Origin of the sequence: Myxococcus sp. CA040A (assembly GCF_013336725.1) — a bacterium.
GTDB lineage: Bacteria > Myxococcota > Myxococcia > Myxococcales > Myxococcaceae > Myxococcus > Myxococcus llanfairpwllgwyngyllgogerychwyrndrobwllllantysiliogogogochensis.
The window spans coordinates 48,389-69,823 of the sequence record NZ_JABUMR010000001.1 but is presented as its reverse complement, the minus strand read 5'-3'; the positions used below and the strand labels follow the sequence as shown (position 1 = coordinate 69,823).

Genomic DNA, 21,435 nt, shown 5'->3' with positions numbered 1-21,435 from the left:
GCGACATGTGGAGAGCTCACTGCCCCAGCCAAGGGCGCAGCAACTCGTTGAACTGATCATCGGAGAGCTTCCCGGTGCCCACACGCGACCAGGCACCCGACTCAATCAGGATACGCAGGGGGATGTGGGGAAATGCTCTCTTGAGATAGAAGACAATTACTGTCTGCGAGAGACTTCCCGTGAGTCGTTCCAACAAGGCAGCCAACTCCACCGCCGAGAGCCCCTCTCCCTCGGTTCGAAGTGCCGCCAAAACCACCTCGTCATTCATGTCGTGACCTCCGCAACTGTCTGACTGAGGTCGTCCCTCATTGCTCGTCGTAACCTGCCAACCCTAGCAGGCGCCGAACCGCAGCCACCTCTTCAACCCGCGTCTCGACCTGCAACTCCGCGCCATATGCGTCGTGGAGGACGCGCACGTAGTCGTACCCCCATGCCATCTCCAACGCTCGAGCGACCGACATGAAGGACATCTCCTCGGCGAGGACCTTGAGCAGCGGGAGATAGAAAGAATCAGGCACCCCTTCCGGAAACGCCTTGCGCAATACCTCGCACACCGGCCCCAAAGGTTCCATGCCCTCCAGAGTCGGCATACGCAGTTCACTCCAAGGCATCGAGAACCTGCTGTGCATCCGCAGCGACAGCGGCATCATTGGCCGCTATCACGCGAGCAAGCACCCCCTTTGCGGCAGCAAGAGAACTCGAACTGCCGGCGCGAAGGACTCTGCACAACTCGGCGCTCGCCACTTCATCGCCAATCAGGCGGAGCAGCAGCGTTTCCATCCACTCAGGGGCTTGCACGTACAGTCTCTCCAGCGCCTCCACAAATGCGCGCACCTGCACGGTCACATCGAATGACTCCAGAAGATGGACGAGCCCATACATGACCTCCGGATGTCTCGCGGCATCATCGAAGGCCAGATGCATCTCAACCAGATGAACTTCAGCATCGGCTGCGGACGCCAAACACTCCAACGCCCCTTCGAAACGCACGACGTCTTCGCGCGCTCGCATCAGCCGACTTTCCAGCAGCACACGAACAGCCTCTACCGTACCCATCCCTATCCCCGCCCGCGGAGTCCAGGGCAAACGAAAGGCACCTTCCAGCCGCCTCAGTGAATCATGACCCCGTCAATAATCGTCTCCTTGCCACAGGGGGTGCAACGAATCCTGATGGCACCTCGCCCAGACGTTCGACTGTAGTCCAAGAAGACATCCCGCCCACAGAGGGGGCAAACAGGTGGTCGTGTCTGTCGGGGCAGCGTCTCGATCATATCTTCAAGTTCATCCCAGGTCGCTGGCCTCAACCGACCATCCATCACCGGCATCTCCCCTCCCCTTGGCACCCAGCCCCCACGGAAGCACGTCTGAGCAACAGGTGACACGGGGACGGTACAATACCCCCTGGGGGTGATACCCCGGTAAACCTCCCCAGGCGCACAGTGGTCCTCCTCCGCGCCGCCGTCCGACGGCGGGGACACTTCACGGGGGAGACTTCCATGCAGCCTGCCGTCCTGGCCCTGGCGATTTCGAGCCTGCTGTTGACGGGACTCCTGGTCCGCACCGCCCTCCAGCTCCGAGCCGTCCGGGCCCGCTTCAAGCCCGTGCTCGACGTGGAGGCCGAGCGACAGCGCGTCCTCTCCTCCCTGGAACGCACCAAGGCCGAGTCCGAACACATGCTCGCCACCGAGCGCAACCGCGTCGCCTCCGAGCTGGCCCGGGAACGCGACCTCGCGGACGCCGCCATCCGGGGCGCGAAGGCAGACCTGGAGCAGGTCAGGGCGTCGACGGACCATGCCATCCGCCTCGAACGAACCCGCGTCGCCTCGGAACTCACCCAGGCCCGCGAACAAGCCCAGACCGAACTCACCCGTGCTCGCGAACAAGGCCGCACGGAACTCGCTCGCGCCAGGGAACAGGCCGACGCGGCCGTCCGGGAAGTCGAGGCCCGACGCAATCAATCCCGCGAGGAACAGGCCCGCCTCGAGCCCCTCATCATCAAGCTGCGCGCCGAACTCCGCCCCCTCGAAGAAGAGACCGTTCTCCGCTCCTACGGGTTCTACAAACCCATCTACAACCTCTCCTCCTCGGAGAAGTACGAACACCGCCTCGACACCCTCCGCGAACGCCAGAAGGCCATGCTCAAGAACAAGCAAGCCGCCTCCTGCAAGATTGAATGGACGGTCAACGGCAGCAAGGCCGAGGGCAAGAAGCAAACGGAGCGCACCCTCAAGCTGATGCTCCGCGCCTTCAACGGCGAGGCTGACGCCTGCGTGGCCAAAGTCACCTACAAGAACATCAAGGCCATGGAGGCCCGCATCCAGAAGTCCGCCGAGGCCATCAGCGGCCTCACCGAGATTCAGCAGTGCTTCATCTCCACCGACTACGTCGAGCTGAAGCTGGAGGAGCTGCGCCTCGCCCACGAATACGAAGAGAAGCGCCAGGAGGAGAAGGAAGAACAACGCCGCATCCGCGAGCAGATGCGCGAAGAAGAGACCGCGCAGCGAGAACTCGAACGCGCCAAGCTGGAGGCCGAGCGCGAGGCCCAGCGTGACGAAGAAGCCCTGCGCAAGGCCCGCGGGGAGCTGGAACGCAGCAAGGGCGCCGAACAATCCAAGCTCCTCGAACGCATCGCCGAACTGGAGCGCCGCGTCGCCGAGGACCAGGAGCGCCAGCGCGCCATCTCCCAGGCCCAGCTCACTCGCACCGGCCACGTCTACGTCATCTCCAACATCGGCTCCTTCGGAGAGGACATCTACAAGGTCGGCATGACGAGACGACTCGTGCCCCAGGACCGCATCGACGAGCTGGGCGATGCCTCCGTCCCCTTCGAGTTCGACGTCCACGCCATCATCCGCACACCCGACGCACCGTCGCTCGAAGCCGCGCTGCACCGCACCTTCTCCCACCGCCGCGTCAACCGCATCAACGAGCGCAAGGAGTTCTTCCGCGTCACGCTCGACGAGGTGGCCAAGGCCGTGCGCGAACACCACGGCGAGTTCGAGCTGACCCGCATCGCCGAGGCCGCCGAGTACCGCAAGTCGCTCGCCCTCGCCGAAGGGGAGCGCCACGACAGCCCCACCTCGCTCCGCCCCGAGCGCGCCGTCGCCTGAGCCGCCACCTCTTCACCCCGCACCAGGCGCTCCCACCTTCAACCCGACTCGCGCGCCTTCGCCCCACGCATTCCAGTCTCCGAAGAGAAGAACACCCTGGCACTCACGACGCAGTGCGTTCTCGTTGGCGTCCCGCGGCACGGCTCGCGCATTCCACCCGACGTGCTCGCTTGGCACCTCACCGAGCTTCAGCTCCTTGGCACGCAAAGAAGTCCTGCCCTTCACATGGAGCAGGAACGTCACGCCCCGAGGCGCTGGGACAAAAATGGAAACGTGGCATGTTGCGCCCGCGATGGCCGTCAGCGTTTTCGACCTCTTCAAGATTGGTATCGGTCCCTCGAGCTCCCACACGGTGGGGCCCATGCGAGCCGCGCGCACGTTCGTGCTGCGACTGGCGGAGCATGGCCACCTGGAGAAGCTCACGCGCCTGAAGGTGGAGCTGTTCGGCTCGCTCGGCGCCACGGGCAAGGGCCACGGCAGCGACAAGGCGGTGGTGCTCGGCCTGCGCGGGGACACGCCGGAGGCCGTGGACGTGGAGGCCATTCCCGCCATCGTCACGCGCTGGCGCACCGAGGGCCGCATCAGCGTGCTCGGCCAGCGGGACATCGTCTTCAAGGACGGCGAGCACCTGGTGATGCACCGCCGCCGCAGCCTCCCCTTCCACCCCAACGGGATGCGCTTCTCCGCATCCGGCGCGGACGGCGTGGAGCTGGACGCGTGCGTCTACTACTCCGTGGGCGGCGGCTTCGTCGTCGATGAGTCCGCGGCCACCGGCCAGGACCCACTGCGCAAGGACACCACGCCCCTACCCTTCCCCTTCCAGTCCGCGGCGACGCTGCTGGAGTTGTGCGAGCGGGAGCGCATGCCCATCAGCGCCCTGATGATGGCGAACGAGAAGACGCTGCGCTCCGAGCAGGACATCCGCAGCGGGCTCTTGCGCATCTGGGACGTCATGCAGGCGTGCGTGCGCCGGGGCTGCGCGTCCAGCGGCATCCTCCCGGGCGGCCTCAAGGTGGAGCGCCGCGCGGCGGCCATGTACCAGCGCCTGCTCAGTCGCCCCGAGGCCGGCCTCACCAACCCGCTCACCGTGCTCGACTGGGTGAACCTCTACGCGCTCGCCGTCAACGAGGAGAACGCCGCCGGAGGCCGCGTCGTCACCGCGCCCACCAACGGCGCGGCCGGCATCATCCCCGCCGTGCTGCACTACTACTGGCGCTTCTGGCCCGGCGCGAACGAGGACGGCGTGGTGCGCTTCCTCCTCACGGCCGGCGCCATCGGAGTGCTCTACAAGGAGAACGCCTCCATCAGCGGCGCCGAGGTCGGCTGCCAGGGCGAGGTGGGCAGCGCGTGCTCCATGGCCGCCGGCGCGCTCACCGAGGTGCTCGGAGGCACGCCGCTCCAGGTGGAGAACGCCGCCGAAATCGCGATGGAGCACAACCTGGGCCTCACCTGCGACCCCATTGGTGGCCTGGTGCAGGTGCCCTGCATCGAGCGCAACGCCATGGCGTCCGTGAAGGCCATCAACGCCTCGCGCATGGCGCTCTCCGGCGACGGACGCCACTTCGTCAGCCTGGACAAGGTCATTCGGACGATGCGCGACACCGGCCGCGACATGAAGGACAAGTACAAGGAGACCGCGCGCGGCGGGCTCGCCGTCAACGTGCTCGAGGTCGCGAACCTCAGCGTCGGCCTGCCGGAGTGCTGAGCCAGGCGCGGCGGCCCAGGGACTGATTCAGTCCATGCGATAGGGGTTGCCCACAACCCCCTCGGCGCGCAGCGTGTCGGCGGGCACGAGGTAGGGATTGGCGGCCGGTTCCAGCGCGCGCAGGAAGTCGTCCCACGCCGCACGGTCCACATCGGCATCGGCCGGGACCGCGAGGGACTCGAACCAGGCGCGCGGCACGGGACGCTCGGCGCCGTGGTCGAACACCTTGACCTTGCGGTCGGGGCGCGCGCCGACCGGGGCATTGGCGGCCAGGGCGGCCAGCGCCCGCCGCAGCCAGGGCTCGAACCCACAGTCGGGCGGCAAGACGTGGCTCGCCAGGAGCGCGCACTTGCCGGCCTCGTTCACCATCTGCTGGCGCCCCTTCTTGAACGCGAAGTGCAGGTCCTGGATGCGAATCAGGGCCAGTTGGCGCGGGCCCTCTGGATTGCCTGGGGTGTTGGCCGCGCTCGTCACGCCGTCGTAGTCGAGGCCGCGCGAGTACGGTACGGCGGCCGTCGAGGCCCAGGCCGCCTCCAGCCTGGACAGCAGGTCGTTGACGTCGGTCAGGCCCGAGAGCCGCCACGCCACCCATTCGATGCAGGCCAGCCCCAGAGCGGCCTTGCCCTTGTAGTTCACCAGGGACACCGCATGGGCCCATGGGTCGGGGATGTTGTCCGGGTTGTCGAGCGCGAGCGACAGCGCGTTGTCCCACGGGAAGGCGAGCGGCGCCGCGGCGATTGAAGCCGGGACATGGGCGGGGCGTTGCAGCACGAAGGGCTCCTCGGTATCGACTTCCGTCAGTCTCTCACCCGCCCCATCCATGCGTCCCCATGGGTCGGCAGTTTCGATGACCTGGGCCTGTCCCTGCCCTGAGACGTCTGCCTTCCAGCTCCACCCTCTCCCTCGAGCAGGGGAGGTATTCGCCTACGAATACAACCGGACGGCGCCTCGGTCCCCCGTGGAGGGGCTTCGAGGCGATGACTCAGTGGGACAGCCCCTTCGACGAGGGCCACCCTCGCCGAGCTGTCCCTGTTCGAGCAGCGCGGGCCCTCAGCCTGCGCCCAGCGGCACGTCCCACCGCCGGGCGAGCCGCGCCTGCTCCTCCGGTGTGCGCAGGTCCGTTGCGGGCAACGCCACTCCGGGCCGGTGCAGGACATACAGGTTCCAGAGGCCCTGGAGGCCCAAGGCCTGGATGTCCGCGTACATCCGCTGCTCCAGCGCCGGGGCGAGCACGAAGCCCGCGGACTCGAACTGGCGACGCCACCATGCGAACGACGCAATCGTGACGTGCCCTTCCAGCGGTCGGCCCCACTCGTCGCGCGCCAGGTCCTCTTCCGGCACCGGGCCCAGGTAGTCGGGCCCCAGCGACCGGTAGTGCTCCAGCCGCTCCGGCCGCACCTTCCCGTCGAACCAGCCATCCGGTCCCGTGCCACAGGGGCCGAAGGACGGCGCCGTCACCACCAGGAAGCCCCGCGTCACGCGGTGCAGCTCCGAAATCGCGTGCGGCACCATGGAGGGAGGCAGGTGCTCCAGCGTCTCGAAGGCGGACACGAGCTCGAACTGTCCGTCGTCGAAAGGCAGGCGCTGGGACAGGTCTCCGAGTGACAGGTGCGGCTTCACGTCCCACGGAGCGTGGTGGATGGCGAAGTCGCTGAAGTCACTGCCCTGGGTGTCCCACCCCAGCTCGCGCAGCGCCTGCACCGTGAAACCCAGCGCGCAGCCCACGTCCAGCGAGGTGCGCACGTCGAAGTGATTCCACAAAAGATAGGCCGCCTTGTTGGCGTGGCTGGAGTCGCGGCGGTAGTGCTCGTAGCCGCTGTTGCCCTCGCGGTCCAAGGGGTTGCGTCCGGCGCCGTAATAGCTGGCCCCGTACATGTCCTTGCTCCCCTGCGCCAGGAGCAGCGACAGCTCGAAGCTCAGCAGCTCCAGTCCACTGCGCAGCGGCGGCACGTGCGCGACGCCCACCGACACAAGTCGCCGCGCCTCCAACGCCAGCCGCCGCCGCACCCGGGCGGGCAGTCGCTGGAGGCCGTCTTTCGCGAGGAGGGATGAGAGTTTCAAGGACACGACTCCGGCAGGCAGAAGACCCCGCCCTTATGACACAGGAGCGAGGGGTCGGGTCATCACTCCGCGAGCGGAGGCGCGGGCCCCTGTCATGGCGATGGGGGGCTCACCCCTCATCCTCCGGGCCGCCCCGACACCGCCCCGATATTCGACGCGAAATCCACGCGCCTCACGGGGCCGTACGGATGGGCAATGCCTCCCGTCACACGCTCCCTTCGCGGCGTCTTCGGCGTCGTGCTCGCACTGGCCTGTGGTTGCAGTCGTGGCACGGGCGCTGCGTCCGCGCCCTTCACGCCCGACAACGACACGGAGGTCCTGGAGCAGGTTCCCGCCCGAGCGACCGACGCCCGCGCCCGCGAGCGTGCCGCGTTGCGACAGGAGCTGGACCGCCAACCCCGACAGTTGGAGCTCGCCGTCCGCCTGGCCCGGTTGGAGTTGAAGGAGGGGCGAGCCCGGGGCGACCCACGACACCTTGGGTGGGCCCAGGCCGCGCTCGCGCCCTGGTGGGACGAGGCCGAGCCTCCCCATGAGGTCCGCCTGCTGCGCGCCACCCTGCGACAGAGCCGCCACGAGTTCGACGCGGCCCTGCGAGATTTGGAAGCCGCCGTCCGGGAGGACCCTCGGGACGCCCAGGCGTGGCTGACGCGCGCCGTGGTGCTGGGTGTCCGGGGTCACCATGCGGAGGCGGAGAAGAGCTGCGCGCCGCTGGACACGCTCGCGGGTGCACTCACCGCCGCCGTGTGTCGCGCGCAGGTGGACAGCGTCGCCGGACATTCGCGGCGAGCCTATGCGCGGCTCTCGGAGGCGATGTCTCGGCGCGGGGGGATGGGCAGTCCCGAGGAGCAGGCCTGGGCGCTGTCCACCCTGGGCGAAGCCGCTGCCCGCGCGGGGGATTCGGCACGGGCGGAGCTTCTCTACACACAGGCGCTCGCGGCCGACCCGGATGACGCCTACACCCGCGCGGCGCTCGCGGACCTGCTGCTGGACCTGAACCGGCCGGGTGATGCGTCGCGGCTGATGAAGGACCACGCGACGGACGACGGCCACCTCCTGCGCCGCGTGCTGGCGGAGACGGCCCTGGGTTCCGCGGAAGCTCCCGCGCTCGCCCAGGAACTGGCTGAGCGGTACGCGGCCAGCCGGCTGCGCGGTGACACGCTGCACGCACGCGAGGAAGCCCGCTTCGCGCTGCACGTGGAGAAGGACGCGCGCAAGGCGCTGTCGCTCGCCCAGGCCAACTGGGAGGCGCAGCGAGAGCCTTGGGACGTGCGCGTCCTCCTCGAGTCCGCGCTGGCCGCCGGAGCACCCGAGGCGGCGCGCCCCGCCCTCACCTTCCTCGAGGCCTCCTCCTGCGAGGACCCGGGACTGCTCGCGCTGGCCGAGCGGCTGAAGAAAGCCGCGCCATGAACACCTCCCGCGAAGCGCCGAGCCTCCTCGCCCTGGCCGCACGGCCCAAGAAGACCGCGCCATGAACCGCATCCTCGCCCTGCTCGTCCTGCTGCCCGCCATCGCCCTGGCTCACAAGCCCAGCGACAGCTACCTGCACCTCGAACGCGCCGCGCACGGCTTCAACGGCCGGTGGGACGTGGCGCTCAGGGACCTGGACACGGTGCTGGGCCTCGACTCCAACGGAGACGGCGCGCTCGCCTGGGGCGAGGTGCGCACCCGCCAGGAGGACATCGTCCGTCATGTCCTGTCACGGCTGTCGCTGGGCACGGCAGGCACGCCCTGCCCCACCACCGCCGAGGGCGACCTTCGTGTCGCGCGTCACTCCGACGGGGCCTACGCGGTGCTCGACTTCCGCGCGGCCTGCCCCGTCGAACCCTCGATGCTGGCGCTCGACTACACCCTCCTGTTCGACCGCGACCCGCAGCACCGAGGCGTCGTCCAGGTCACAGGTGAGCAGGGACAGGGCACGCTCATCCTGTCCGCGTCACGCCACGCGGTGGAGATTCCCCTCGCGAGGCTGTCCGCCTGGAGCCACTTCGGCGGCATGGTCCACTCCGGTGTCGAGCACATCTGGGCGGGCCTGGACCACCTGCTGTTCCTGCTGGCGCTGCTGCTGCCCTCCGTCCTGAGGCGCTCACCGACGGGCGGATGGGAGCCCGTGGACAGGTTCGGCCCCGCGCTGCGCGACGTCGTGAAGGTGGTGTCGGCGTTCACCGTGGCCCACTCACTCACGTTGAGCGTCGCCGCGCTCGGGCTCGTGTCCCTGCCCTCCCGACTCGTCGAGTCCGCCATCGCGGTGAGCGTCATCCTCGCGGCGGCCAACAATGTCTTTCCTCGGGTTCGAGGCACCCGCTGGGCCGTGGCCTTCGCGCTGGGCCTGCTGCATGGCTTTGGCTTCGCGTCGGTGCTCGCCGACCTGGGCCTGCCCGCCGGGGGACTCGCCACGACGCTCCTGGGCTTCAACGTGGGCGTGGAGCTGGGGCAGCTCGCCTGCGTCGCCGTCTTCCTCCCCGTCGCCTTCCTGCTGCGCGGCGCGTCCATGTATCGCCGCGCGATACTCGTCGGGGGCTCGGCGGCCATCGGCCTCATCGCCTGCGTGTGGCTCGCGGAGCGAGCGCTGGACCTGAGCGTCCTTCCGCTCTGACCCATCCAATCACGTCGCATCCCCGTATTGCATTCACCACCGGATGTCCGGCGCAGCCCCTGGCCCGTCGGTGGGATTTGCCCCCAACGTTGTGGAGACACGCATGCAAAGACGACAACTCGCGAGCGCACTGGCGCTCGCGGCGGCGCTGCTCGTACCGACCGCCCACGCCTCCAGTCATCGTGAAGCCCCCTTCATCACCCGGATGCCCAAGGTCGACGCCACCGATTTCTACATGTTCCGCAGCTATGAGCCGGGCCGTGGGGACTACGTCACGCTCATCGCCAACTACCTGCCCCTCCAGGACGCGTACGGCGGCCCCAACTACTTCTCGTTGGACCCCGATGCCCTCTACGAAATCCTCGTCGACAACACCGGGGACGCCATCGAGGACATCACCTTCCAGTTCCGGTTCACCAACAACCTGAACGGCCCCAATGGCATCACGCTGAACGTGGGCAACAACGGCAGCACGAAGAGCGTGTCCGTGCCCTTCACCAACGTGGGCGCCATCACCAGCGCGGACCGGAGCGCGCAGAACGTCCAGGAGAACTACACCGTCAAGGTCGTCCGAGGCCCTCGCCGCGCGGCGGCCGGACAGGACGTGACGAACACCGCCGGCCACACCGCCCTCTTCCCGAAGCCGGCGGACTACGTGGGCACCAAGTCGCTGGGCAACGCCGCCACGTACGAGACCTACGCCCGCCAGCACATCCACAACGTCAACATCCCGGGTTGCACGGGCACCGCGAAGCTGTTCGTCGGCCAGCGTCGCGAGCCCTTCGCCGTGAACCTGGGCCCCGTGTTCGACCTGGTGAACGCGCCTCCCGCGGTCATCACCGACCCGAACGCCCGCAACGCCGTCCCAAACCCGCTGGCGAAGAAGAACATCACCACGCTGGCGCTCGAGGTCCCCATCTCCTGCCTCAAGGCGGGCACCCAGGACGTCATCGGCGGATGGACGGCGGCCAGCGTCCGTCAGGCCCGCGCCATCAACCCCACCGCGTCGTACACCGTGCCCTCCCGTGAGGGTGGCGCGTGGACGCAGGTGAGCCGCCTGGGCATGCCGCTGGTCAACGAGGTGGTCATCGGCATCAAGGACAAGGACCGCTTCAACGCCAGCGAGCCGAAGGACGACGCCCAGTTCGCCGACTACGTCACCCACCCCACCCTGCCCGCCATCCTGGAGCTGCTCTTCGGCGGCGCGGGCGTGAGGGCTCCCACCGTCTTCCCTCGCGCGGACCTGGTGGCCGCCTTCCTCACGGGTGTGACCAGCGTCAACGCGAACGGCTCCACCGCGGAGATGCAGCGACTCAACACCGCGCTGCCCGCCACGGTGAAGGCGAACCAGAACAACCTGGGCGCCGCCGCCTGCTTCGTCAATGGCCAGCTCACCCTGGCCAATCCAGGGTGTGACCCGGCGGGCTTCCCCAACGGCCGCCGGCCCGGCGATGACGTGGTGGACGTGGCGCTGCGCGTGTCCATGGGCTACCTGCTCGCGAACGACACCCAGGCCCCCGCGCGCAACGTCCCGTTCCATGACGCCGTGCTCCAGGATGCCTCGCAGTTCGACGCCGTCTTCCCCTATCTCACCACGCCGCAGGCGGGTGCCAACGGCGACGGGACGTGAGCCCATGAGCACGCTCCGAGCAATGAGCTGTGTGCTGCTCCTGGGGGCCGCGCTGGCCTACACGGGATGCAGCGACGACGACGATGACCGCTCCCCGTTTCCGCCTCACCCCGACGCAGGCGCGGATGCGGGGACTGACGCGGGCACGGATGCGGGGACGGACGCGGGCGTGGAGTTCACCGCCTTCGTGAGGGACCTGGTCCTCAACGAGACCTCGGACACCACGACGCCCGTGAAGCTCGACGACAAGAACTTCGTGGACAACGCGCCCACCGACGCGTTCGCCCCGGCGTTCTTCCAGCACTAATCACACACACACCACCGTAACTGAAAGTGCCTGGGTCGCGGACACACCCCTGTGTGTCCGCGACCCTTTTTCGTTTCATTGCGACCCCTGAGAAATGCGAGACATTTCCCAAAGGGGCCAATCACGGCACGACGCCCTGTGAGCCTCACGTCATGAACACCCCCAGCGAGCACACCAAGGATGGCGTGAGCTACCCGCTGGAAGTCCACCTGGTGCACACCGACGCCCAGGGAACTCCGAAGGTGGTCGTGGGCGTGCTCATCGAGGAGGGCTTCGTGAACGCGGCCCTGTTCACCGCCTTCCGACACCTGCCCCGACACGAGGGGGGAGGAGAGCGCGCCGGCCGGTGCGCTCGTCAACGCCACCGCGCTCCTGCCCTCCAACCGGGCGTTCTTCCAGTACGCGGGTTCGCTCACCACGCCCCCCTGCAGCGAGGGACTCCAGTGGTTCGTGATGAAGCACCCCATCCAGATGTCCGACGCGCAGATTGGCGCGTTCGAGCGCCTGCCGCACATCAACCCGAACAACCGCCCCGTGCAGCCGCTGAATGGCCGCACCGTCGGCGCGCAGTCCGGCCACTAGCCGCGGGGGATTGAGGAGGCCGGGACCCATGACGAGCCACATGGGTCCCTTGGAGCTGCCCGAAGGGTCAGAGGCGTATCAAAACGACGGGCTTCCTGCCCTCGACAAAGCCCTTCTGCTTGCCCACCTCGGCGACCCTCCAGCGGACAGAGCCCCAGACGATCTCTTCGTCTACCTTGAGGGTCAAGGGCAACGGGGTGTCTATCTTGTGATTCGTATGAAGGTCATTCAGCATGCCCCTGAGCGCGCCCCCCCTGGGGATGCCCGGGAAGTGCAGGAAGTGGAAGGGCTCACGCTCCGGGGCCTTGAGTACCCTCGCGGACACCACCTGGAGATTCGCCACATCGCAATCACTCACGCGCGCGGCGGCCGTCACGCATTCGACATGGGCCATGGGGAAGGTCGCATTCGCCGCGACCCATTGCCAGAACGGGACGTGTTCGCGCACGTCGTCCCGCCAGACCTCGGCCACACGATCAAAAGGGGAGGATGCGCTGGCGGAAGCGCCCGACGACGAAGCCGACGCTTTCGGTCCCGGTGCCTTGGATGGCTCCAGGGAGGCGCAGAGACGGGTGATGCACTCGTCCGGCAACTGCTCCCAGGGAGTGTGATTGGCACACAGCCAGAGGAGGTCTCGCACCATGTTGGGCCCGGTCAGGTCGAGCGTGGAGCCCGTGGTGTGGTCCATCCAATAGCCCGCGAGCCGATGGTCGGGATCGAGCGCGAACGCCTCCCGTGGGGCCCTCCCCCCAATGATTCGATAGGCCAGACGAATGGTCTGTCGCATGGCATCGATGAGCAGACTGCGGGGAGCCGCCGCCACGATGCAGTTGCTGAGATAGAGGCTCTTGCCGGCGTAGGCCGGGGTCGTGGCGATCCGCTCGCGGCCGGGCCACCTGGCGGCGGACGCCGCGCCCTCGCGGTCCGGGGTGATTCCCACCAGGGCGCACGCGGGATCGACCTCGAGTCTTCCGAACGCGGAGAGCAGGTCGATGTCGACATCCATGTAGACCCCGCCGTAGTTGTAGAGCACCTCGTAGCGGAGGATGTCGGACGCCGCGGCCGCGAACATTCCGCGCAGGGTCAGCTCCTGGTCATAGGCATCCATGTTGAGGAAGTGCATGCCCGTCAGGAACTCGTGTGAGCGGAGGTTGCAGAGTCTGAATCGCCCGGGGTGCGCGCGCTCCAGCGCACGCAGGGGCTCCAGGTCATCGGCCGCTTCGTCGATGAGGTCCCTGGCCAGGGCGAGCTTCTCGTCCGGAGCCATCCCTTTCGAGAGGACTCGCAGGTTGTGCAGGTCACGCCCAGGGCGGACCGTCCCACGCACGTGCAGGGGGTCGTGCGCGGCACTGAGATCGTATTGCGCGCGCGCCTTGGGGTATTTCTTGAGAATCTTGCGCACGTGCATGTTGAAGACGTGCGCGTCGTCCCACCAGATCCACACCTGATGGTCTGGCGTGGCCTGGGTCTTCTCCAGCCAGCTCGTGATTCCCTTGAGGGTCTTCGTCGCCGCGATAGAGCCTCCGCCGGCCCAGGTCCCGTGGATGATATTGGGAATGAGGCTGAGCCCGGGCCTCGCCAGCGCGGAGGGTGGAGGACCCGAAGGACCTGAAGGCCCCGGAGGTTTCGGCGAGGCGAAGGGAATGGGCAGCACGAGGGGAGGCGGACCGGCACGCCTGGGCCCGACGGGGGGCGGTGGTGGCCCCCCATCGTCCTCCGCATCTATCCGTTTCGCCTCGCGCTCGATGCGCGTCCTGTAATCAGGATCCTCGACGAGCGGCTCTCCGCACCCGCACTTCGTGCCGATATTGCTCGACGTATAACTGCTCTCACAGTTCGCGCAGTACGCCGACATCGCCTCCTTGCACCCGGAACACTGGAGGACGGGATTGTGCCTGCTGGTGTTCCGACCACAGTTGCGACAATGGTAGCCACTCATGTGTCAGACGACTGCAAGTCGGACGCCAGGACACTGAATAAGAGGGAAGTCGAGCCTCCGGGGCGACAGCGCATGAGGCTCGCGCGAACCCGCGTCCTCGCGGAACGAAGCAGCGTCTCGTGGGAACGCACCCTCCAGAGGGCGGCCCCAGGGGAGACGCTGTAGACTCTCGGGCGAATGAAAGGACCGCTCTCCATGCGCGTCGCGCAGTCAGTCCAGCTCAAGGCCAGCCCCGAGAAAATCGACGAGCGCCTGACCGCCTGGGTTGGCTCCTTCAGGCTGCCACCGTCTCCAGGCGGGCACAGGGGCCCTCAGTGGTATTCGGGCCAGTGGCACGGTCCTCGCCTCTTGATTCAGAGACAAATCCCGGTGTGGGAGCCCTCGGCCGCGGTGTGGCGCCCGGTGTACCACGTCGAGTCCGAGCTGGAGCGCGTGTCCGAGCGTGACATCCAGGTGATGACCCGACTGGCGTGGCACCCCCGAATCATCGTCACCCTCCTGGGGCTGGCGGGGGCGACGCTCGCGGTCCATCGATTCACGTCCGGGGCACCCCATTTCTGGGGACTCATGGCCCTGCTGGGTGCCGGCGTGAGCCTGCGCTGGTTCCTGGCAACGAGGCGTGTGCGGCGCGAGTCGCGGGTCCTGATTCACGCGCTGGAGACGATGGACAGCTGAAGACAGCGCGGAGAAATCCCCGGGGAGAGACCTCCGCGCGTGGTGCACGAAGAAAAATCGAGTAAGACGGCAACAGCGAGTGAGACCTCCACTCACGGCATTGTCGGTGTCAGAGACAGACAGCAAGATGCCGCGGTTTTCCGCCCCCCTCTGTCTCGTCGTGCCCCCCAAGGAGAAGTCCGAATGACACCGTCGAAGTCGCGACCCCACCAGGTCACGAGCACGTCACGCATCCACGCGCTGGCGCTGCTCGCGACCGTCCTGCTCGTACTCCCCACCGCCGCGCGCGCCCAGACGACGTACACCCTGTTCGCCCCCGCCTCCGCGCCCGCCGTCCCCTCCGTCACCAATGACTTCGCCGCCGTGGAGCTCGGCGTGAAGTTCCAGTCAGACATCGAGGGAGACATCCTCGGCATCCGCTTCTACAAGGGCACCGCCAACACCGGCACCCACGTGGGAAGTCTCTGGAGCGCCGCCGGCGTGCGCCTCGCCTTCGCCACCTTCACCGGTGAGACGGCCTCCGGCTGGCAGCAGGTGACGTTCTCCACGCCCGTGCGCATCAGCGCCGGCACCACCTACATCGCCTCGTACCACGCGCCCGGCGGAGCCTACGGCTTCACCAGCGGAGGCCTGGCGTCGGCCGTGGACTCCCCTCCCCTGCACGCGCTCGCGAGCGGCACCAGCGGCGGCAACGGCGTCTTCACCTACGGCGCCGCGGGCTCCTTCCCGACGAGCAGCTTCGGCAGCTCCAACTACTGGGTGGACGTCGTCTTCCGCCCCGCCGCCCCCGTCACCCTGTGGCCCTCCACCGCCACGCCCGCCGTCGCCTCCGTCACCAATGACGCCCTCCCGGTGGAGCTGGGCATGAAGTTCAAGACGAACGTGAGCGGCAACGTGCTGGGCGTGCGCTTCTACAAGGGCGCCGCCAACACCGGCACCCACGTGGGCAGCCTCTGGAGCGCCAACGGGCAGCGCCTGGCCTTCGCCACCTTCACCGCCGAGACGGCCACCGGCTGGCAGCAGGTGACGTTCTCCACCCCCGTCGCCATCGCCGCCAACACCACCTACATCGCCTCGTACCACGCCCCTGTCGGCTCGTACGCGTTCGACAACGGCGGCCTCGCCAGCGGCCAGGACACCCCGCCCCTCTTCGCGCTGCCCGGCAGCACCAGCGGCGGCAACGGCGTCTACACCTACGGCGCCGCGGGCTCCTTCCCCGTCAACAGCTTCGGCAACTCCAACTACTGGGTGGACGTCGTCTTCCAGGCCACCGGCGCGCAGCCCCCGACGCAGCCCCCGGGCAACACCTTCCGCCTCTTCGCCGCCACGGCCACCCCCGGCACCGCCACCGCCAATGACACCGCCGCCATCGAAGTGGGCGTGAAGTTCCGCGCGGACGTGGACGGACAGGTGAAGGGCGTGCGCTTCTACAAGGGCAGCGGCAACAACGGCACCCACGTGGGCAACCTGTGGAGCGCCGCCGGCGCGCCCCTGGCCTCCGCCACCTTCACCAACGAGACGGCCGCGGGCTGGCAGGAGGTGACGTTCTCCACCCCCGTCGCCATCACCGCCGGCACCACCTACGTGGCGTCGTACTTCGCGCCGCTCGGTGGCTACTCGTTCGACAACAACGGCCTCACCGCCGGCGTGGACGCCCCTCCGCTGCACGCCCTGCCCGGCGCCACGACGGCCGGCGGCAACGGCGTCTTCGTTTATGGCTCCACGTCCACGTTCCCCAACGGCAGCTACCAGAACTCCAACTACTGGGTGGACGTCGTCTTCGAGTCCAACGGGCCGCCGCCCCGTCCGGGCGTCCACGGCGCGGGCCCGGTGCTCGTGGCCACCTCCCCCGGCAACCCCTTCACCGACTACCTGCGCGAAATCCTGGAGGCCGAGGGCATCGCCGCCTTCGCCACCACCGACGCCGGCAACATCGGCGTCTCCGTCTCCCTCAATGACTACAAGGTGCTGGTGCTCGGAGAGCAGACGCTGAGCGCGGCCCAGGTGACGCTCGTCACCAACTGGGTCACCGCCGGTGGCAGCCTCGTCGCCCTGCGGCCCGCGGCGAACCTCCAGTCCCTGCTCGGCCTCAATGCCTCTCAAGGCACGCAGGCCAATGGCTACATCCTGGTCAACGCCACCCAGGCGCCGGGCACGGGCATCACCGCGGAGACGATGCAGTACCACGGCCTCGCCGACCTGCGGACCGTGGTGGCTGGCACGCGCACCGTCGCCACGCTGTACGCGGATGCCACCAACGCGACGGCGTACACCGCCGTCAGCCAGCGCACCGTGGGCACCGGCACCGCCACCGCCTTCATGTATGACCTGGCGAAGTCCGTCATCTACACCCGCCAGGGCAACCCCGCCTGGCAGGGACAGAACCGGGACGGCTCCTCCATTGGTCCGGGCGCGCGCGCCAGCGACATGTTCTACGGCAACGCGTCCTTCGACCCGCAGTTGGACTGGGTGAACCTGGGCAAGGTCCAGATTCCCCAGGCGGACGAGCAGCAGCGCCTGCTCGCCAACGTGCTGCACCAGACGAGCACCACGCCGCTGCCGCGCCTCTGGTACTTCCCCCGCTCCAAGAAGGCCGTCGTGGTGATGACGGGCGACGGACACCCGGGCGGCGCCTCCACCCAGCGCTGGAACCAGTACCTCGCCGACAGCACGTCCGGGTGCAGCGTGGACGACTGGGAGTGCATCCGCGGCACCATCTACGACTACGTGGGCGGACTGAGCACCACCCAGGCCAACGGCTACGTGGCGCAGGGCTTCGAGTACGCGCTGCACATCAACACCGGCTGCGCGGACTACACGGCCAACACCCTGAACCCGAACTTCTTCACCCCGCAGCTGGCGAGCTTCGCGTCCGCCTTCCCCGCCGTCCCCGCGCCCGTCACCAATCGCACGCACTGCATCGCGTTCAGCGACTGGTCCACCCAGCCCAAGGTGTCGCGCCTGCACGGCATCCGCATGGACACCAACTACTACTACTGGCCGGAATACTGGGTGCAGGACCGCCCGGGCATGTTCACCGGCTCCGGCCTGGCCATGCGCTTCGCGGACCTGGACGGCACCCCGCTGGACGTCTACCAGCTCGCCACGCAGATGACTGACGAGTCCGGTCAGTCCTATCCGCTGCACATCGACACGCTGCTGGCCAACGCGCTGGGCACCAAGGGCTACTACGGCGCCTTCAACGCCAACATGCACGTCGACTCGCAGCCGTCGGCCGGCTCCTCCGGCTCGGCCGCCATCATCGCGTCCGCGAAGCGTGACGGCGTTCCGGTCATCACCGCGAAGCAACTGCTGGAGTGGCTCGATGCACGCGAGGCCACCCAGGTGTCCTCCCTGGCCTTCACCGGCACGGTGCTCACCTTCAACGTGACGAGCCCCGCGCGCAACCTGTCCCTCATGGTCCCCACCCGCACCACGACGGGCCGCACGCTGCTGTCCGTCACCCGCGCGGGCTCCGCCGTGACGACGGTGACGCGCACCATCAAGGGCGTGGACTTCGCCTTCGTCGACGGCGCCCTGGCCGGCACCTACACCGCCACCTACAACTGAGTCACTCGCGCCCCCACCAGGCGCGTCATCGTGCGGGGCCCGACGCAGTGCATGCGCGTCGGGCCCCGTTTCATTTCACCTCCGATGAAACCTGGGAGGTCCTGCCTTTGACATGGGGTGCCTTGTGTCGGATGGCCCGCAGCCTCTATGACGCGCCACCGGTCAGGCGCCCTGCTGGCCGCCCCCGAACAAGGACTCCACACCCCATGCTCAAGAAGATTCTCATTGGCCTCGCCGCCCTGCTGCTCATCCTGGCGGGCATCATCGCCACGCGCCCCTCGGAGTTCACCGTGCAGCGCACGGCGACGCTGCCGGCGAGCCCGGACATCGTCTTCGCGCAGGTGAATGACTTCCACCTGTGGGCCGCGTGGTCTCCGTGGGAGCGGTTGGACCCGAACATGACGCGGACGCACTCCGGCGCGGCGTCGGGCGTTGGCGCCATCTATGGGTGGACGGGCAATGACGACGTGGGCGAGGGTCGGATGACCATCGAGGAGAGCAAGCCCAACGAACTGGCCCGCATCAAGCTGGAGTTCATCAAGCCCTTCGCCGCCACCAGCATCACCACCTTCGCCTTCAAGCCCGTGGAGGGCGGCACCGAGGTCGTCTGGAGCATGACGGGCACCAACGGCTTCATCGCCAAGGCGATGTGCATGGTCATGGACATGGACGCGATGGTGGGCAAGGACTTCGAGTCGGGCTTCGCGAATCTCAAGACGGTGGTGGAGGCGGAGACGAAGAAGCGCGCCGAGGCCGAGGCCGCGCGCGTGGCCGCCGCGAAGGCGGAGGCGGAGAAGGCCGCCGCCGAGCTCGCCGCCGCCGCCGAGGCCGCCGCCGCCGCGGGCACGCAGCCCGTCGTCGCGCAGCCCACGCCGTAGTCGCCTCCCAGCACGACGGCCGTCTTCCCGACGCCCCTGTGTCGTGGTCCCCCCGGGTCCACGCGCGGGGGCGTCCTCGCGTGGGCCGCATGCAGTGTCGACCGCTGACACCTCCGAGGACCCGACCTGGCGGGTGGTGAACGCTCGCTCCCTTCGATGGAGCCTCTCTTTCCCTGGCACACGACGGCGGGCGTAGACCGCGAGCGCGCCAGTTCCCGGCGCGTTTCCTTCCCCTGGGAGCCCTCATGCCGCCGCGCAAGACTCCGTCGAAGCCGAACCCTCCGCCCCCCAGCAAGAACGAGCAACTGGAGGCATACCGCGCACGCCAGGAAGACACGGTGCTGACGACGGACCAGGGCATCCGCATCTCGGACACGGACAACTCGCTGAAGGCGGGCCTGCGCGGCCCCACGCTCCTGGAGGACTTCCACTTCCGCGAGAAGATGACCCGCTTCGACCACGAGCGAATCCCCGAGCGCGCCGTCCACGCGCGCGGCGCGGGCGCCCATGGATACTTCCAGGTCTACGAGTCCCTGGAGCGCTATACCCAGGCGCGCTTCCTCACCGACCCCAGCCTGCGCACGCCCGTCTTCGTGCGCTTCTCCACCGTGGGAGGCTCACGCGGCTCGGCGGACACCGTGCGCGACGTGCGCGGCTTCGCCACCAAGTTCTACACGCCCGAGGGCAACTACGACCTGGTGGGCAACAACATGCCCGTCTTCTTCATCCAGGACGGCATCAAGTTCCCCGACTTCGTCCATTCGGTAAAGCCGGAGCCGCACAACGAGATTCCGCAGGCGTCCTCGGCGCACGACTCGCTGTGGGACTTCGTCTCGTTGGTGCCGGAGACGGCGCACATGGTGATGTGGCTCATGTCGGACCGGGCCATTCCGCGCAGCTTCCGGCACATGGAAGGCTTTGGCGTCCACACCTACCGGCTGGTCAACGCCAAGGGCAAGGCCACGCTGGTGAAGTTCCATTGGAAGCCCGTGCTGGGCACGCACTCGCTCGTCTGGGACGAGGCGCAGAAGGTGTCCGGCAAGGACCCGGATTTCCACCGCCGAGACTTGTGGGATGCGATTGAGCAGGGGAACTTCCCCGAGTACGAGCTGGGCATCCAGCTGGTTCCGGAAGGCGACGAGCTGAAGTATGGCTTTGACCTGCTGGACGCGACGAAGCTCCTGCCCGAGGAGCTGGTGCCCGTGCAGAAGGTCGGCAAGCTGGTGCTGGACCGAAACCCGGACAACTTCTTCGCGGAGACGGAGCAGGTGGCCTTCTGCGTGGCCAACATCGTCCCGGGCATCGACTTCACCAATGACCCGCTGCTCCAGGCGCGAATCTTCTCCTACCTGGACACGCAGTTGACGCGCCTGGGCGGTCCCAACTTCGCGGAGCTGCCCATCAACAAGCCCGTCTGCCCGGTGAACAACCACCAGCAGGATGGCTTCGGCCGGCAGACCATCAACACCAGCCGGGCCAACTACCACCCCAACTCCCTGGGCGGCGGCTGCCCGATGCTGGCCGACCCCAAGTCGGCGTTCGTCCACCGGCAGGAGCGCGTGGAGGGGCACAAGATTCGCGCGCGCAGCGGCAGCTTCGGGGACCACTTCAGCCAGGCCACGCTCTTCTTCAACAGCCTGTCGAAGCCGGAGCGCGAGCACCTTGTCTCCGCGCTCGAGTTCGAGGTGAGCAAGGTGGAGCGCGCGGAGGTTCGCGAGCGCGTGGTGAACCAGATTCTGGTGAACATCGACCGGCAGATGGCCGAGCGGGTGGCTCGCGCGGTGGGTGTCGCCCCACCGAAGCCACCCAAGGCCTCGGACGCGTCGGCGGGCAAGCCCGCGCCCAGGCTGAAGGCGTCCCCGGCGCTCAGCATGGAGAACACGCCGCACGACTCCATCAAGACGCGCAAGGTGGCGGTGCTCGTCGCGGATGGCTTCGCGGGCAAGGAGCTGTCCCAGGTGCGCAAGACGCTGGAGGGGCTGGGCGCCCTGGTCGAAATCGTGGGCCCCACGCTCGCCCCGGTCTCCAGCGCGGACGGGAGCAAGGAGACGCCGGTGAAGACGTTCCAGAACACGTCGTCCGTGCTCTTCGACGCCGTCTATGTCCCCGGCGGAGACAAGAGCGTGACGGCGCTGAAGAAGCTGCCGCTCGCGGTGGACTTCGTGCGCGAGGCCTACGTCCACTGCAAGGCGCTGGCGCTGTCCGGCGCGGCCACCACGCTGCTGGACGCGGCGGGTTTGTCGCAGCCCATGGCCAAGGGGCTGGATGACTCGATGGGCGTCGTGCGCAGCGCCAGGAACGAGACGCGAGGCTTCGGGCAGATGTTCGCCAAGGCCATCGCCGCGCACCGGCACTGGGTGCGCGAGGCGCCGCCCCCGGCGTAGC

General features: G+C 68.1%; 17 protein-coding genes. 11 read left to right on the top strand and 6 right to left on the bottom strand.

Annotated features, from left to right (window positions below; genetic code table 11):
* Positions 1-16: 16 nt before the first annotated feature.
* From HUA75_RS00265 to HUA75_RS00255, 3 genes are read right to left on the bottom strand one after another with little or no spacing between them, the layout of a single operon-like run.
* Positions 17-268 (bottom strand): hypothetical protein, encoded by a 252-nt coding sequence (locus HUA75_RS00265; protein WP_174457676.1) that lies wholly within the window; start codon positions 266-268, stop codon positions 17-19.
* A gap of 37 nt (positions 269-305) precedes the next feature.
* On the bottom strand, positions 306-590 hold the full coding sequence (locus tag HUA75_RS00260; RefSeq protein ID WP_174485239.1) for a hypothetical protein: 285 nt from the start codon (positions 588-590) through the stop codon (positions 306-308).
* Positions 591-597: 7 nt separating this feature from the next.
* The gene (locus tag HUA75_RS00255; protein ID WP_217445886.1) at positions 598-1,032 is read right to left on the bottom strand and encodes an Imm30 family immunity protein; all 435 of its coding nucleotides are present in this window, start codon (positions 1,030-1,032) and stop codon (positions 598-600) included.
* 464 nt (positions 1,033-1,496) lie between these two features.
* Between HUA75_RS00255 and HUA75_RS00250 the strand changes: the two genes are divergently transcribed.
* Complete coding sequence (locus HUA75_RS00250) at positions 1,497-3,110, top strand: DUF4041 domain-containing protein (protein WP_174485237.1); 1,614 nt, start codon at positions 1,497-1,499, stop codon at positions 3,108-3,110.
* 292 nt (positions 3,111-3,402) lie between these two features.
* Positions 3,403-4,815: an L-serine ammonia-lyase gene (locus HUA75_RS00245; protein WP_141641385.1), complete on the top strand. Its 1,413-nt coding sequence runs from the start codon at positions 3,403-3,405 to the stop codon at positions 4,813-4,815.
* 27 nt (positions 4,816-4,842) lie between these two features.
* Here HUA75_RS00245 and HUA75_RS00240 read toward each other — a convergent pair whose 3' ends face one another.
* Together HUA75_RS00240 and HUA75_RS00235 are read right to left on the bottom strand one after the other, a co-directional pair.
* The gene (locus HUA75_RS00240; protein WP_141641386.1) at positions 4,843-5,586 is read right to left on the bottom strand and encodes a hypothetical protein; all 744 of its coding nucleotides are present in this window, start codon (positions 5,584-5,586) and stop codon (positions 4,843-4,845) included.
* Positions 5,587-5,865: 279 nt separating this feature from the next.
* Positions 5,866-6,876 carry a class I SAM-dependent methyltransferase gene (locus tag HUA75_RS00235; protein ID WP_174485236.1) on the bottom strand — a complete coding sequence of 337 codons (1,011 nt, stop codon included), beginning with the start codon at positions 6,874-6,876 and terminating at the stop codon, positions 5,866-5,868.
* 195 nt (positions 6,877-7,071) lie between these two features.
* Between HUA75_RS00235 and HUA75_RS00230 the strand changes: the two genes are divergently transcribed.
* The 5 genes from HUA75_RS00230 (at position 7,072) to HUA75_RS46380 (ending at position 11,988) form a co-directional block, all read left to right on the top strand.
* Positions 7,072-8,283 (top strand): tetratricopeptide repeat protein, encoded by a 1,212-nt coding sequence (locus HUA75_RS00230; RefSeq protein ID WP_174485235.1) that lies wholly within the window; start codon positions 7,072-7,074, stop codon positions 8,281-8,283.
* 61 nt (positions 8,284-8,344) lie between these two features.
* On the top strand, positions 8,345-9,469 hold the full coding sequence (locus tag HUA75_RS00225) for a HupE/UreJ family protein (RefSeq protein ID WP_174485234.1): 1,125 nt from the start codon (positions 8,345-8,347) through the stop codon (positions 9,467-9,469).
* Between the two features lie 103 nt (positions 9,470-9,572).
* On the top strand, positions 9,573-11,099 hold the full coding sequence (locus HUA75_RS00220) for a DUF4331 domain-containing protein (protein WP_174464031.1): 1,527 nt from the start codon (positions 9,573-9,575) through the stop codon (positions 11,097-11,099).
* A 4-nt stretch (positions 11,100-11,103) separates the two neighbouring features.
* Positions 11,104-11,406 (top strand): hypothetical protein, encoded by a 303-nt coding sequence (locus tag HUA75_RS00215; protein WP_141641391.1) that lies wholly within the window; start codon positions 11,104-11,106, stop codon positions 11,404-11,406.
* Positions 11,407-11,778: 372 nt separating this feature from the next.
* Entirely contained in the window at positions 11,779-11,988 is a 210-nt protein-coding gene (locus HUA75_RS46380) for a carbonic anhydrase family protein (RefSeq protein ID WP_254627379.1), read from the top strand.
* 67 nt (positions 11,989-12,055) lie between these two features.
* On the opposite strand, the gene HUA75_RS00205 is transcribed toward HUA75_RS46380, so the two are convergent.
* Positions 12,056-13,642: a TcdA/TcdB catalytic glycosyltransferase domain-containing protein gene (locus HUA75_RS00205; protein WP_174485233.1), complete on the bottom strand. Its 1,587-nt coding sequence runs from the start codon at positions 13,640-13,642 to the stop codon at positions 12,056-12,058.
* A gap of 633 nt (positions 13,643-14,275) precedes the next feature.
* Between HUA75_RS00205 and HUA75_RS00200 the strand changes: the two genes are divergently transcribed.
* The 4 genes from HUA75_RS00200 (at position 14,276) to HUA75_RS00185 (ending at position 21,434) form a co-directional block, all read left to right on the top strand.
* On the top strand, positions 14,276-14,602 hold the full coding sequence (locus HUA75_RS00200; protein ID WP_174485232.1) for a hypothetical protein: 327 nt from the start codon (positions 14,276-14,278) through the stop codon (positions 14,600-14,602).
* Positions 14,603-14,785: 183 nt separating this feature from the next.
* Positions 14,786-18,172, top strand: coding sequence for a DUF4082 domain-containing protein (locus tag HUA75_RS00195; RefSeq protein WP_174485231.1), 3,387 nt, complete (start codon positions 14,786-14,788; stop codon positions 18,170-18,172).
* Positions 18,173-18,378: 206 nt separating this feature from the next.
* The gene (locus tag HUA75_RS00190) at positions 18,379-19,050 is read left to right on the top strand and encodes an SRPBCC family protein (protein ID WP_141641395.1); all 672 of its coding nucleotides are present in this window, start codon (positions 18,379-18,381) and stop codon (positions 19,048-19,050) included.
* Between the two features lie 245 nt (positions 19,051-19,295).
* Entirely contained in the window at positions 19,296-21,434 is a 2,139-nt protein-coding gene (locus tag HUA75_RS00185; protein WP_174485230.1) for a catalase, read from the top strand.
* The last annotated feature ends 1 nt before the right edge of the window (position 21,435 follow it).

Bases quoted from the DNA above. Each gene is read 5' to 3' on its own strand.
- HUA75_RS00265 (WP_174457676.1), bottom strand. From the start codon at position 268: ATGAATGACGAGGTGGTTTTGGCGGCACTTCGAACCGAGGGAGAGGGG.
- HUA75_RS00260 (WP_174485239.1), bottom strand. From the start codon at position 590: ATGCCGACTCTGGAGGGCATGGAACCTTTGGGGCCGGTGTGCGAGGTA.
- HUA75_RS00250 (WP_174485237.1), top strand. From the start codon at position 1,497: ATGCAGCCTGCCGTCCTGGCCCTGGCGATTTCGAGCCTGCTGTTGACG.
- HUA75_RS00245 (WP_141641385.1), top strand. From the start codon at position 3,403: ATGGCCGTCAGCGTTTTCGACCTCTTCAAGATTGGTATCGGTCCCTCG.
- HUA75_RS00230 (WP_174485235.1), top strand. From the start codon at position 7,072: ATGCCTCCCGTCACACGCTCCCTTCGCGGCGTCTTCGGCGTCGTGCTC.
- HUA75_RS00225 (WP_174485234.1), top strand. From the start codon at position 8,345: ATGAACCGCATCCTCGCCCTGCTCGTCCTGCTGCCCGCCATCGCCCTG.
- HUA75_RS00220 (WP_174464031.1), top strand. From the start codon at position 9,573: ATGCAAAGACGACAACTCGCGAGCGCACTGGCGCTCGCGGCGGCGCTG.
- HUA75_RS00215 (WP_141641391.1), top strand. From the start codon at position 11,104: ATGAGCACGCTCCGAGCAATGAGCTGTGTGCTGCTCCTGGGGGCCGCG.
- HUA75_RS00195 (WP_174485231.1), top strand. From the start codon at position 14,786: ATGACACCGTCGAAGTCGCGACCCCACCAGGTCACGAGCACGTCACGC.
- HUA75_RS00190 (WP_141641395.1), top strand. From the start codon at position 18,379: ATGCTCAAGAAGATTCTCATTGGCCTCGCCGCCCTGCTGCTCATCCTG.
- HUA75_RS00185 (WP_174485230.1), top strand. From the start codon at position 19,296: ATGCCGCCGCGCAAGACTCCGTCGAAGCCGAACCCTCCGCCCCCCAGC.